Raw genomic sequence first — 13,906 nt, forward strand, 5'->3', positions numbered from 1 at the left:
GGAGAGAACATGTGATGGAAAAAGCGATTCAAGTGTTTTTAGCGGGGGATTCCACCGTGAGTGACTGCCCGCCTCATGAAGCGCCGATGGCGGGGTGGGGCCAGGTATTCGGGCAATTGTTTTCTGAAGATGTGAAGGTGCACAATCACGCCAAAGGAGGGGCGAGCACCTATTCTTTTGTGGAGGAGGGAAGGCTTCAGGCAATTGCCGAGCGCATCACACAAGGCGATTATTTGTTTATTCAATTCGGCCACAATGACCAAAAACCCCGGGGGACGAAGCCGTACTCCACATTTCAGCAATTTCTCACCCTGTTTGTCGATACGGCCCGCGAAAAGGGAGCGCATCCTGTGTTCGTCACATCAGTGCAGCGCCGCCGTTTTGATGAAAACGGGCGGATCGAGCATACGCTCGGCGAGTATCCTGATGCGATGAAAGCACTGGCGAAGGAGCTTGATGTGCCTGTGATCGACCTACTGGCGAAAACAAAGGTGCTGTATGAAACATACGGGCCGGAGGAGTCGAAGCGATTGTTCGTTTGGCTTCAGCCGAATGAACATCCGAATTATCCGGACGGCATTGAAGACAATACGCATTTTTCAGAAGAAGGGGCGATGGAGGTTGCGAAGCTTGTGGCAGAAGGCATTGAAGAACTCGGCCTTCCGCTGAAGGATCATCTTGTGAGCCGGGAGGGAAAAGAATATGTATAAGGAAGGCGCGTGCCTGTACCGCAATCAGCTCCAATCAGCAAGCGATGTGAAGGATTGGCGGATGGAGGGAGGCGGACAGATCTCTTTTGGCGATCATCGCTTACAACTGTCGCATGTTCAGGACGAAGCGCACTTTGTCTATTGGTGCCCGGAAACGTTTCCGGACGGCATCATTGTGACGTGGGACTTCTCCCCGATTGAGCAGCCTGGACTGTGTATGCTGTTTTTTTCCGCTGCGGGGATTGGCGGCGAGGATTTGTTTGATCCAAGTCTCAAGAACAGGACGGGAAAGTACCCCGAATATCATTCAGGGGACATCAACGCGCTTCACCTATCGTATTTCCGCAGAAAATACGCGGAGGAAAGAGCGTTCCGCACCTGCAATTTAAGAAAAAGCTACGGTTTCCATCTCACCGCGATGGGAGCCGATCCGCTTCCTTCTCCAGACGACGCTGATTCTCCGTACCATATGAAGCTCATCAAAGACAAAGGCTATGTGCACTTTTCAATTAATGATCTGCCCATTCTTGAGTGGACGGACGACGGCAGCACGTATGGGCCTCTGTTAACAAAAGGGAAAATCGGGTTCCGGCAGATGGCGCCCATGAAAGCGGCTTATCGAGATTTTGCCGTGCATCAAGCGGTGAGAAGATGAAAACAACGGTAACGGATGCGCTCTATGCGGGCTGCGAAGCGGTGGTGAAAATCGCGTGGCTCAACGGGCTGTGGCTATTGTTTACGCTCTTGGGCGGCGTTCTTTTCGGGTGGGCGCCGAGTACAGCCGCAATGTGTGCCGTCATACGGAAATGGCTGATGGGGCAAAAGGATATCCCGGTGTTTCCGTTATTTCTTGATACCTACAAAAAAGAGTTTCTCAAGGTCAATGCGATTGGATTGGCGTTTGCAGCTCTTTTGCTCATATTGTCCGCGAATTATCATTATTTTTCTGCCAGTACGGATTGGCTGTCCTTTGCCGTAACAAGCTGCACGTTGCTTGCTGGGTTTTTGTATATCATTGCCCTAATGTATGTGTTTCCCCTTTACGTGCACTACCAGCTCCCGCTCCGTAAATATATTCCGCAAGCGCTGCTGTTTGGCGCCATGCGGCCGCTGACAACCGGCTGTATGCTGATCGGATGCGGATTTGTCCTTTATTTGCTGTATACGCTCCCGGGCTTGATCCCCTTTTACGGCCCTTGTTTATTTGGGCTAGTGTCGATGTTTTTTGCTTTCAGAGGGTTTCAAAAGACGGAGGCCCAGCACCGCCAAGCCGGGTAACAAAAAAGTGCCAGTTTCGCAAAAAAGTGCAGTGTCTGAATAAGGCGGATGCAAAAAAGTGAAATTGAAGGCAGCTCATACAGCGCATAAAATCCAATTTAAGTAAGCGCTTACAAATAAATGAGAAGGAGCTGTCTGATGAACACACGAAGGAAACGCATGTTTACCGCTGTTACACTGCTGGTCTTGTTGGTGATGGGAGCCTCTGTATGTCCTGTGAAAGCTGAAGGGGCAGCCCGGCAGATGGAAGCGTTGAACCGGGGGCTTGTGGCGGTCAAGACGGATGGCGGGATTTTTGTCAGCTGGCGGTTTCTTGGCACTGAAAACGCATCTGTTTCGTTCAATGTGTACAGAGACGGGCAAAAGCTGAATGCTTCACCTGTCAAAACCACGAATTATGTGGATAAAAACGGATCGGCTGGCTCAACGTATACGGTTCGGGCTGTCGTAAAAGGAACCGAACAGGCGGCTTCTGAAAAAGCCTCTGTATGGGCGCAGCCGTATCATTCGGTCCCGCTGGATAAACCGGCTGGCGGCACGACGCCAAAGGGCGAAGCTTACACGTACAGCGCCAATGACGCCAGTGTTGGCGATGTGGATGGAGATGGGCAATACGAGCTGATCCTGAAATGGGACCCGTCAAATTCAAAGGACAACTCACAGGATGGCTATACGGGTGACGTGCTGATTGACGCGTATAAACTGGACGGAACGAAGCTATGGCGGATCAATCTCGGCAAAAACATCAGAGCGGGAGCGCATTACACCCAGTTTATGGTGTATGACCTTGATGGTGACGGAAAAGCGGAAGTGGCGATGAAAACGGCGGACGGGACAAAAGACGGCACGGGCAAAGTGATTGGTAATGCCAACGCTGATTACAGAAATGAACAGGGGCGTGTGCTCTCAGGGGCGGAATACTTGACGGTGTTTCAAGGTGCAACCGGGAAAGAGCTTGTTACAACAAACTTTGAACCGGCCCGCGGCAAAGTGTCGGATTGGGGGGACAGCTACGGCAACCGGGTGGACCGGTTTCTAGCTGGGATTGCCTACCTCGACGGACAGCGGCCGAGCTTGATTATGACGAGAGGGTATTATGCCAAGTCCATGATTGTTGCCTATAACTTCAGAGGCGGTAAGCTTTCAAAGCTATGGACATTTGATTCCTCGCAGCCGGGAAATGAAGCGTTTGCCGGACAGGGGAATCACAGCCTGAGCATCGCCGATGTTGACGGAGACGGTAAAGATGAGATCATCTTCGGCTCAATGGCTGTAGACCATGACGGCAAAGGCATGTATTCGACTGGCTTGGGACACGGGGATGCCCTCCATACCGGGAATCTTGATCCGAGCCGGCCGGGTCTGGAGGTATTCCAGGTACATGAGGATAAAAACGCGAAATACGGCTTATCCTTCCGTGATGCGGCAACCGGTAAAATCCTTTGGGGCGTTCATGCGGGCAAGGATGTAGGCCGGGGCATGGCTGCTGATATCGACCCGCGTTATCCGGGACAGGAAGTGTGGGCAAACGGTTCTCTTTACACAGCGAAAGGGGTCAAAATCGGAAGCAGTGCCCCGTCCTCGACGAACTTTGGCATCTGGTGGGACGGCGATCTGCTGCGGGAACAGCTGGACAGCAACCGGATCGATAAGTGGGATTATCAAAACGGCGTATCGAAAAATGTCCTGACTGCATTAGGCGCGGCCGCCAACAACGGCACAAAAGCAACACCGGCGCTTCAGGCTGACTTACTTGGTGACTGGCGCGAGGAAGTGGTGTGGAGAACAGAGGACAGCAGTGCGCTGCGCATTTACACGACGACCATCCCGACTGAGCATAGGCTGTACACGCTGATGCACGATCCTGTGTACCGGCTTGGCATCGCTTGGCAAAATGTCGCGTATAACCAGCCGCCGCATACAAGCTTCTTTTTAGGTGACGGCATGGCGGAACAGCCAATACCGAATATGTATACACCTTAACAGAAAGGGGGAAGGAACGGGCTGCGCGCAGCCCGTTCCCACTAAAATGAAACCAAAAAAGAGGCAGATGGAATACTTGACCAGAGGTTTAATTGCGGTCAAGACAGAGCAGGGCGTGTTTGTCAGCTGGCGTTTTCTCGGTACGGATCATGAGACGACGGCTTTTCACCTTTATCGGGATGGAACGCGGATCACCCGCAAGCCGATCGCGGACAGCACCAATTTTCTTGATCAAAACGGAACGGCGGACGCTGTTTACCAGGTGGCGGCTGTCAACAAAGGGCGGGAAGAAAAGCTTTCCAAAGAAGCTCCCGTCTGGCGGGAAAATGTCCTGAAGGTCCCACTTAACAAACCGGAAGGCGGTGTGACGCCGGACGGAAAGCCTTACACCTATAGCGCCAATGATGCCAGTGTCGGGGATGTGGACGGGGATGGAGAATATGAAATCATCCTGAAGTGGGACCCGTCCAATTCAAAAGACAACGCCCATGACGGATATACCGGGGACGTGCTGATAGATGCCTATAAACAGGACGGCACCTTTTTGTGGCGCATCAATCTCGGCAGAAACATCAGAGCGGGCGCGCATTATACCCAGTTTATGGTGTATGACCTAGACGGTGACGGAAAAGCAGAAATCGCCATGAAAACAGCCGACGGCACAATAGACGGGAAAGGACACATCATTGGCGATGAGCATGCCGATTTTAGGAACGAACAGGGCAGAATCCTGTCCGGTCCGGAATATTTAACGGTGTTTAAAGGAGAAACCGGTGAAGCGCTCACGACCGTGGAATATGAACCGCCCCGCGGAAAGCTGGAGGATTGGGGAGATGGCTACGGCAACAGGATGGACCGTTTTCTCGCCGGGATCGCTTATTTGGACGGGGAGCGCCCGAGCCTTGTGATGGCGCGCGGCTACTATACGAGAGCGGTGCTCGTGGCATACGATTTCAGAAACGGAAGGCTCAAAAAACGCTGGATATTTGATTCCAATCAGCCGGGCCATGAAGCGTACGCAGGACAGGGCAACCACAGCTTGAGTGTGGCGGACGTTGACGGAGATGGGAAGGATGAAATCATTTACGGCGCCATGGCGGTTGATCATGACGGCACAGGCTTGTATACAACGGGGCTCGGACACGGAGACGCGATGCATGTAGGGGATTTGGATCCTTCCCGAAAAGGGCTTGAAGTATTTCAGGTTCATGAGGATGCCACCAAGCCGTACGGTCTGTCGCTGCGTGATGCCGGAACCGGCGAGATTTTGTGGGGTGTTCATGCCGGAACTGACGTCGGCAGGGGCATGGCGGCTCATATCGACCCAAACTACAAAGGCTCGCTCGTCTGGGGAATCGACCCGCCGGGCAATGACGGAATGTCATACGGCCTTTTTACCAGTAAAGGAGAGAAAATCAGCGACAAAGGCCCGGCCTCAGCCAATTTCGCCATCTGGTGGGACGGCGACTTGGTCAGGGAATTGCTCGATCATGACTGGGATGGAACGGTTGGCAGGCCAAAGATTGAGAAATGGGATGCTGAAAACCGCTGCCTGAAGACGATTTTTCAGCCGGAAGGCGTGCTGTCCAACAACGGGACAAAAGGAAACCCTGTTCTTCAGGCCAACCTGTTCGGCGATTGGCGGGAAGAAGTGATATGGAGAAACGAAGACAGCAGCGCGCTTTGCATCTATACAACGACACAACTCACTGGCCACCGCTTGTACACGCTCATGCACGATCCTGTATACCGGCTCGGCATCGCCTGGCAGAACACCGCCTACAACCAGCCGCCGCACACGGGCTTTTATCTTGGAACGGGAATGAAAAAACCGCCGAAGCCCGCCCTGTACATAGCGGGCAGCAAAGCGGAGACGCCGCTATAGGAGGATACAAATCAAAGGCTGAACAATACGGCAAGATGACGTAGCTAAGAGCAGGAAGACCAAAGATCGGTTTTTTCAAGGAAAAAGCCGTCCAGATTGATGCCAGATGAAATGAAAAAACGAGGGGGAATGAGAAATGGCAAATCACATTTATCTTGCTGGAGATTCGACGGTTCAAACGTATGGAGACAGCACAAATCAAGGGGGCTGGGGGCAGTTTCTCGGCTCGCATCTGCCGGAGCATATTCAGGTGATCAACAGAGCGATCGGGGGAAGAAGCTCGAAAACGTTTGTGGAAGAAGGCAGGCTTCAGGCGATTCTGGATGTGATTGAGCCGGATGACTGGCTGTTTGTGCAGATGGGCCACAATGACGCGTCGAAAAATAAGCCGGAGCGCTACACCGAGCCCTATACCACCTACAAACAATATTTAAAACAGTATATCGCAGGCGCGCGGGAAAAAGGCGCCCATCCGCTGCTCATCACCCCTGTAGCCCGCTTTCATTACGAGAACGGCGTGTTTTTGAACGACTTTCCTGATTATTGCATTGCCATGAAGCAGACGGCTGCTGAGGAGAATGTCCGGCTCATTGATCTCATGGAGAAAAGTCTCGCTTTCTTTACCGAGAAGGGTGAGGAAAAGGTATACACCTATTTTATGGTATCGGAAGGAATAAACGATTACACGCATTTTACAAGGAAAGGCGCAAATGAAATGGCGAAACTTGTGGCAAAAGGCATCAAGGAGCTCGGTGTGCCATTGACAGAATCGATCATCAAAGAAGGGTGAAGAATGTGAGGAGAAAACTGTATCACGGCGCTTGCTATTACCCGGAATTATGGGATGAGGAAACGATTCAGCAGGACATTGACAAGATGCGTGAAGTTGGCGTGAATGTTGTGCGGATCGGCGAGTTTGCCTGGTCTGTCATGGAGCCGGAAGAAGGGAAAATTGACGTCGGTTTTTTTAAAGAGATCATCACCCGGCTGTATGACAACGGCATCGACACGATCATGTGCACGCCGACGCCTACACCGCCGATTTGGCTGTCCCACGGCCGGCCGGAGCGCATGCATGTAAATGAAAAAAGAGTGGTCATGGGGCATGGCTCCCGTCAGCATGCTTGTACAAACAACCCGTATTTCCGAAAAAAAGCCGCCATTATTACCACAAGCATCGCCAAGGAGCTTGGCGAGCTCCCGGGACTGATCGGCTGGCAGCTAGACAATGAGTTTAAATGCCATGTCGCAGCATGCATGTGTGAGACGTGCCTGCACTTATGGCATGACTGGCTCAGAAACCGCTATGGCGTGATTGAGCGGTTAAACGAGGCATGGGGAACCGATGTGTGGAGCGAAACGTATCAGGCGTTTGAGCAGGTGCCGCAGCCCGGGCCGACCCCATTTCTGCATCACGCCTCTCTTAGCACAATGTATCAGCTGTTTTCGATGGAGATGATCGCTTCATTTGCGGATGAACAGGCCAAAATGATCCGCTGCTATACGGATGCGCCGATCACGCATAACAGCTCTGTCATGTTTAGCGTGGACAACGAGCGGATCTTTCAGAATCTCGATTTTGCCTCCTATGATACGTACGCTTCGCAGGAAAATGCCTCCGCCTTTTTACTGAACTGTGATTTGTGGAGGAATTTGAAACAAGGGCGCCCGTTCTGGATTTTAGAAACGAGTCCGTCGTATGCCGCCTCGCTCGAAAGCTTTGCTTTTCCGCATGCCGATGGGTATTTACAGGCCGAAGCCGTATCTTCCTATGCCTTAGGAAGCGAGGGTTTTTGCTATTGGCTGTGGCGCCAGCAGCGTTCAGGAAGCGAGATTTCACACGGTTCGGTTCTCAGTGCCTGGGGTGAGCCGGCCGTGGGCTACCAGAATGTGCTGGCGGTCGAGCGGGCAAGAAAGGAGATCGAATCAATCATTCTATCGACAGAACCTGTTCAAGCCGAGGCGGCGATGACATACTCCGACAGAGCAAAAGCCTTTATTAAAACAGAGCCTCATCGGGGACTCCAGCACCGTTCGCTTGTGACGCATTTTTATGAACGTATTCTCCATACTGGAATTCACCGTGACCTTATTCCGGAAGGCGTTCCGCTGGACGGCTACCGCTTGCTGTTTACGCCATTTGTGCCGTTTCTGTCTTCCGAATTTATCAACAAAGCTTCGGCATTCGCTGAAACGGGAGGCATTTGGATCGCTGGGCCGCTGACAGGAGGGCGCACAAGCGAGCATACGATTCATACCGCTTGCGGCCTTGGTGAGCTTGAGAAAACAGCCGGGATCAAAACGCTGTATACCTTTCCAATGAACGAAGATGTGAATACCGGAAAAGCGTTTGGCATCACGGCGCCGCTCGGGCTGTGGAGCGCGGTGTTTGATACAGAGAGCGGAAATGCTCTTGGCACGGTTGAGTCAGGGCCGGGATCAGGCCATGCTTTTTTGACAGAACGAAAGCACGGCAAGGGGAAAATCGTTATGCTCGGCTCGCTTCCATCAGGGGAAGAAGGGGATGCGATGCTGGAAGCGCTCGTCAGGCATTACGCGGCTGAAGCGGCCATTTCCGTCCGGTCGGATGTGACACCCGGCACAATCGTTGCCCCGCGCAAAGGCGATCATGGCCTTGTGTGGATCATCGTCAATATGGATGGAAAAGGCGGAAGCGTAACATTGCCGAAAGCGGGAACGGATTTGTTGGCGAACCGTTCGGAAAAAGCGGGGAGGCTGGCGGTCGGACCGCATGAATACCGTGTGATTCAGTTTGACAATCACAGCTGATTCTTTGCATCGAATCAGCTTTTTTCTATGGAAGGAGAGAACTGATGAAAAAAATCAAATGGTTATCAGAACAGCCAAAGGTGACAAGCGGTGTGACGTGGGGCGTGCCATGGAAAAAAGGAGAATTGAAACAAGCAGACTGTCTGGTGCTTGTGAATGAAAATGCGGAAAATCAATATGTACAAAGCGAACCGTCCGCCTATTGGCCGGATGGGAGCATCAAGTGGACGAAGCACGCGGCAGTGTTTGGAGAACAGGAGCATCAAAGCTATACAGTGCAAAAAGGCGAAGTCCCGGAGCCGGACGAAACGCTCAGCATCAATGAGTCAAAGCATGACATCCAAGTGGATACAGGAACGCTCGTCTGTACCATTCATAAAACAGGCTCGGATCTCATTCAATCCTTGCAGATCAACGGAAAGCCGATCGCCGCAGGCGGGAGGCTCGTTGCTATAAGAGAAACGAGACGGGAGTCGGCGGCGGAAACGATTCTTTTTCATGAAGCGTCTGTCAGCCTCATCAAACGTGCGGCGATAGAGAAGCAAGGCCCTGTCAAAGCGGTGATCAAAATAGAGGGTGTGCATCTTCTTCAAAAAACAAATGAGGAATGGCTGCCGTTTGTGGTCAGATTGACGTTTTACGCCGGGCTTTCTGAGATCGGCATCGTGCATACGCAGCTGATCGACAGGAATGGCAAACAAGAATTCGTGAAAGGGCTCGGTATAGCATTTGATCTTTGTTTGGAAGGGGAGCCGTACAACCGCCATTTCCGTTTTGCGGGAGAGAAAGGGATATACAAAGAACCCGCCCAGCTATTTGGCACACGGAAATTCAATGAACGGTATCCGCTTTATGAAAACCAAATCAATGGCGAAACCCTGTCTCCAAGTGAAGAGCATAAGGAATGGTTCGCTCACGGCACACAAAACGCGGTGTGGAACGATGTCAAGCTTGTTCAGGATTCCAGCGATCATTACAGCCTGTCAAAACGGACCGGAAAAGATTATGCGTGGGTCGGCATGCTGCATGGCAGCCGGGCGAAGGGGCTCTTTTATGCAGGCGGCGAAAACGGCGGCATTGCCCTCGGCCTGCGGTCTTTTTTTGAGAAATATCCGTCAGCATTGGAAATCACAGGCCTTGCCGGCGGCCACCCAAAAATGACTGTCTGGCTTTGGCCTCCGGACGGAGAAGCGATGGATTTGCGGCATTATACAGGAAACACCCATGTGGCCAGCGCATATGAAGGCTTTGATGAAATGCGTTCTGATCCGACCGGCATTGCCAACACAAATGAAATCAGCCTGGCGTGCTTTTCGCACATGCCGTCTGACGAAGTCCTCAATGCGCTCGCTGACAAATGGCAGGCGCCGCCGCTCATTGTATGCGAGCCGGACGTCTATTACGAATCAAAGGCGCTCGGGGTTTGGAGTGTCATTGATACATCCCATCCGCTCAAAAAAGAGCTGGAAGAACAGCTCGACGCCGCCTTTCGATTTTACAAAAAGGAAGTAGAGCAGCGCAGGTGGTACGGGTTTTGGCATTATGGCGATGTCATGCATACGTATGATCCGATTCGGCATATGTGGCGGTATGATCTCGGCGGATACGCATGGCAAAACAATGAGCTCGTTCCGACTTTATGGCTGTGGCAGGCGTTTTTCCGCTCAGGCCGAGAGGACATCTTCCGCATGGCGGAAGCGATGACCCGCCATACGAGCGAAACGGACAGCTTTCACCTTGGGGAATACGCAGGTCTTGGCTCACGGCATAACGTGGTGCACTGGGGATGCGGCTGCAAGGAAGCAAGGATCAGCATGGCCGGCCTTTATAAATTTTATTATTATCTGACGGGAGATGAGCGGACGGGAGATCTTTTGACAGAAGTGAAGGACGCCGATTACGCCCTCGTCAAAACCGATCCGATGCGCGCTTTTTACGAGAAAGGCAAGCATCCGACCCATGCCAGAACGGGACCTGACTGGGCGGCGTTTTGCTCGAATTGGCTGACAGAATGGGAGCGAACCGGGAATCCAGATTATCTACACAAAATCCAAACGGGCATCAGCTGCCTGAAGCGGCTGCCGCTTCGCCTATTATCCGGCCCGACATTTGAATATGATCCGGCGACCTCGATGCTTCATCACATGGGCGACGGCATAGCAGGCGGATACCATATGATGATCGCCTTTGGCGCGCCGCAAGTATGGATGGAGCTGGCTGAGCTTCTTGATGACCGGGAATGGGAGGAAATGCTGAGTGAATTCGGCGAATTTTACACACTCAGTGATGAAGAAAAACGGAAACGAAGCGGAGGCGCGCTGCATGACGGGCATTTTCATTGGCCGATGTTCGCGGCTGCCATGACAGCCTATGCCGCGAGAAACAAACAGGATCAGAAGCTCGCCGCCAAAGCATGGAATCTTTTGCTCGATGACAAGCTGAGCCATACACCGCTTCCGATCAAACCAGAGTGCATTGAGACGTGGACGCAGCTGGAGGAGCTCCCGTGGGTGACGACGAACACCGTCTCGCAATGGTGTTTAAACGTCATAGCGGCGCTGGAATTAATCGGAGATGCCCTGCCGGCAAAAAAAGAGACATCCGGCAAAAAAGGATAACAGCCGGAATTTCATAGGAGAATTGGTGCAAAAAATGAAGATTGCAAGAATTTATGTAAGCGCTTTATATTGGAAGGGGCAAAGGGGAATTGCAAAATGAGAAAAAGGGGGACTTATGCATCATGAAAAATAGAATACGAACAAAATGGCTGGCCTTGCCGCTCGCTGCCATGATGATCGCCGGATGCAGCAATTCGGAAACATCCAATTCAGCAAGCGGCTCGAAAGACACGATCAAAATCATGGCGCCGCTCTTATCGCCGGAAAGCCCGAGTGAAAAGAGCCCATCACTAAAAGCACTGGAGAAATACACAGGCAAAGAGATTCAGGTCACATGGGTGCCTGATTCATCTTACAACGACAAATTCAATATCGTCATGGCTTCTGGAGAGATGCCTCATGCGATTGTGATAAAAGATAAATCAGCAGGCTTTATCAAGTCTGTCAAAGCAGGGGCATTTTGGGAGCTGTCTCCTTATTTAAAAGACTATAAGAATTTAAGTCAGGCAGATGAACAGATTTTAAAGAACAGCTCGGTGAATGGAGAGGTATACGGGATCTACAGAACGAGGGACCTGATCAGAGCGTGTATGATCATCAGAACCGACTGGCTTGAAAACGTCGGTTTGGATATGCCGGAAACGCTTGATGATTTCTATGAAGTGCTGAAAGCCTTTAAGGAAAAAGATCCTGACGGAAACGGCAAGGATGATACGTACGGCATGGTCGTGCCGAAATGGATGGGGCTTGGCAACGGAAGCCCGTGGGATGTTCTGCAAATCTGGTTTGGCGCCCCGAACCGCTACGGCGTTGAAAACGGAAAGCTGATTCCTGATTTTACAACGAAGGAATACATGGAGGCGCTCACGTTTTTTAAAAAGCTATATGACGAGGGTTTGATCAATAAGGACTTTGCGGTCATGGATTCAGCGAAGTGGAATGATCCGGTTGTGAAAGGAAAAGCGGGTGTCATCGTTGATACCGGCTCCAGAGCGTCTCAAATCCAAAGCGCGATGGAGGAAGCGGATGAGTCGAACAAGGATGTGATTGATATCGTCGGATCGCTTGAGGGGCCGAATGGCAAGCGCACCTTCCCGACATCCGGTTACTCAGGGATGATCGCGATACCAAAAACAAGCGTCAAAACCGAAAAAGAGCTGAAAGAGGTGCTGTCCTTCCTAGATAAGATGAACGATAAAGAAGCGCAGATTCTCACAAACAACGGAGTGGAGGGACGCAATTACGAGCTCAAGGACGGCGTATTCACCTCACTTGAAAAAAACAACAAATCTCTCCTGTATGAGCATGAAGGCTTGGCACAGTTCAGCATGTCGATACCGAAAAGCGAGTATTACATCGAAGACCAGAAAACAAAGCTCTTCCAGCATCGCAAGGACATCATTACCGAAGGAGAAAAAATAGCCGTCTTTAACCCGGCTGAGTCGCTTGTATCTGATGTCTATACCCAAAAAGGAGCCCAGCTTGACAACATCATTCTCGACGCGAGAACACAATTTATTATCGGAGAAATTGATGAAAAAGGATTCGAGGATGCGGTGGAGCTTTGGAAAAACAGCAGCGGCAATGACCTGATGAAGGACTTAAACAAATTGTATCAATCATCAAAATAAACCGATGCGCCTGCCGTATGGCGGGCGCGCCGGTATCACGAAAGGAGAACAGTTATGGAAACTGTGCCGAAGAAGGGAGATGCACCTGTTCTCACTGCTGGAAAAGGCATCAGCTGGATGGCTGCGTTCAAACGTGACAAATGGCTTTATCTTCTGCTTATTCCCGGACTGCTTTATTTTTTGATTTTCAAATATTTGCCGATGTGGGGCGTGCTGATCGCATTTAAAGACTATTCGCCATATCTCGGCTTCTGGAAAAGCGAATGGGTCGGCTTTGATTATTTCAAAGACTTTTTTATGAATCCGGATTTTTTCCGGCTGCTGCGCAACACCCTCATGCTGGCGAGTTTGGATCTTTTGTTTGCTTTTCCAGCGCCTCTCATTTTGGCCTTGCTTTTGAATGAGGTAAGGAAAGCTGTGTATAAAAGATGCATCCAAACCTTTATTTACGTGCCCCATTTTGTTTCATGGACAATCGTGGTCAGCATCACCTTTGTTTTCTTTACTGTCGATACAGGTGTGATCAACAAATTGATCATGAGCTTGACAGGTGAGCAGATTTCCTTCTTATCGGACGCGGACTGGTTCCGGCCGATGATTGTGATGCAAAGCATCTGGAAGGAGACGGGCTGGGGAACGATTTTATTTCTGGCCGCGCTGGCGACGGTTGATCAGGAGCAGTATGAAGCGGCCATTATGGACGGAGCGGGCCGATTCAAGAGAATGTGGCATATTACGCTGCCGGCGATCAGAAGCACCATTATCGTTCTGTTAATTTTAAGAATCGGCAGCTTTTTGAATCTTGGCTTTGAACAGGTGTATTTGATGACGAACTCGCTCAACCGCAGCGTGGCTGACATTTTTGACACGTATGTATACATGATGGGGATTACCCAAGGCGCGTACAGCTACAGCACGGCTGTCGGACTGTTTAAATCGGTTGTCGGGATTATCTTGATTTTCGGCGCCAATTATATTGCGAAAAAGTTTGATCAGGAAGGATTGTTTTAG

Annotated in this window: 10 protein-coding genes; all 10 read left to right on the forward strand. The window is 51.2% G+C overall.

What is annotated here, in order from left to right; genetic code table 11:
• Positions 1-11: 11 nt before the first annotated feature.
• Positions 12-710 carry a rhamnogalacturonan acetylesterase gene (gene rhgT, locus M1D98_RS03845; protein ID WP_268558878.1) on the forward strand — a complete coding sequence of 233 codons (699 nt, stop codon included), beginning with the start codon at positions 12-14 and terminating at the stop codon, positions 708-710.
• Entirely contained in the window at positions 703-1,365 is a 663-nt protein-coding gene (locus M1D98_RS03850) for a YesU family protein (RefSeq protein ID WP_268558877.1), read from the forward strand. Before rhgT ends, M1D98_RS03850 begins: the two co-directional genes overlap by 8 nt.
• The gene (locus M1D98_RS03855) at positions 1,362-1,988 is read left to right on the forward strand and encodes a YesL family protein (protein ID WP_121642103.1); all 627 of its coding nucleotides are present in this window, start codon (positions 1,362-1,364) and stop codon (positions 1,986-1,988) included. Before M1D98_RS03850 ends, M1D98_RS03855 begins: the two co-directional genes overlap by 4 nt.
• Before the next feature lie 138 nt (positions 1,989-2,126).
• The gene (gene rhgW, locus M1D98_RS03860; RefSeq protein ID WP_456280020.1) at positions 2,127-3,971 is read left to right on the forward strand and encodes a rhamnogalacturonan lyase; all 1,845 of its coding nucleotides are present in this window, start codon (positions 2,127-2,129) and stop codon (positions 3,969-3,971) included.
• 46 nt (positions 3,972-4,017) lie between these two features.
• On the forward strand, positions 4,018-5,856 hold the full coding sequence (gene rhgX / locus M1D98_RS03865; RefSeq protein WP_456280021.1) for a rhamnogalacturonan exolyase: 1,839 nt from the start codon (positions 4,018-4,020) through the stop codon (positions 5,854-5,856).
• A gap of 136 nt (positions 5,857-5,992) precedes the next feature.
• Positions 5,993-6,646 carry a rhamnogalacturonan acetylesterase gene (locus tag M1D98_RS03870; protein WP_268539150.1) on the forward strand — a complete coding sequence of 218 codons (654 nt, stop codon included), beginning with the start codon at positions 5,993-5,995 and terminating at the stop codon, positions 6,644-6,646.
• 5 nt (positions 6,647-6,651) lie between these two features.
• Positions 6,652-8,646, forward strand: coding sequence for a beta-galactosidase (locus tag M1D98_RS03875; protein WP_456280022.1), 1,995 nt, complete (start codon positions 6,652-6,654; stop codon positions 8,644-8,646).
• A 44-nt stretch (positions 8,647-8,690) separates the two neighbouring features.
• Positions 8,691-11,264, forward strand: coding sequence for an exo-rhamnogalacturonan lyase family protein (locus tag M1D98_RS03880; RefSeq protein WP_456280023.1), 2,574 nt, complete (start codon positions 8,691-8,693; stop codon positions 11,262-11,264).
• 122 nt (positions 11,265-11,386) lie between these two features.
• Positions 11,387-12,895: an extracellular solute-binding protein gene (locus M1D98_RS03885; protein ID WP_456280024.1), complete on the forward strand. Its 1,509-nt coding sequence runs from the start codon at positions 11,387-11,389 to the stop codon at positions 12,893-12,895.
• A 54-nt stretch (positions 12,896-12,949) separates the two neighbouring features.
• A complete protein-coding gene (locus M1D98_RS03890) occupies positions 12,950-13,906 on the forward strand; it encodes an ABC transporter permease (protein WP_010329159.1) in 957 nt (318 codons plus the stop codon).

Source organism: Bacillus sp. K7, from assembly GCF_053903245.1.

Coding starts and splice junctions, on each gene's coding strand:
- M1D98_RS03850 (WP_268558877.1), top strand. CDS start 703: ATGTATAAGGAAGGCGCGTGCCTGTACCGCAATCAGCTCCAATCAGCA.
- M1D98_RS03855 (WP_121642103.1), top strand. CDS start 1,362: ATGAAAACAACGGTAACGGATGCGCTCTATGCGGGCTGCGAAGCGGTG.
- rhgW (WP_456280020.1), top strand. CDS start 2,127: ATGAACACACGAAGGAAACGCATGTTTACCGCTGTTACACTGCTGGTC.
- rhgX (WP_456280021.1), top strand. CDS start 4,018: ATGAAACCAAAAAAGAGGCAGATGGAATACTTGACCAGAGGTTTAATT.
- M1D98_RS03870 (WP_268539150.1), top strand. CDS start 5,993: ATGGCAAATCACATTTATCTTGCTGGAGATTCGACGGTTCAAACGTAT.
- M1D98_RS03880 (WP_456280023.1), top strand. CDS start 8,691: ATGAAAAAAATCAAATGGTTATCAGAACAGCCAAAGGTGACAAGCGGT.
- M1D98_RS03885 (WP_456280024.1), top strand. CDS start 11,387: ATGAAAAATAGAATACGAACAAAATGGCTGGCCTTGCCGCTCGCTGCC.
- M1D98_RS03890 (WP_010329159.1), top strand. CDS start 12,950: ATGGAAACTGTGCCGAAGAAGGGAGATGCACCTGTTCTCACTGCTGGA.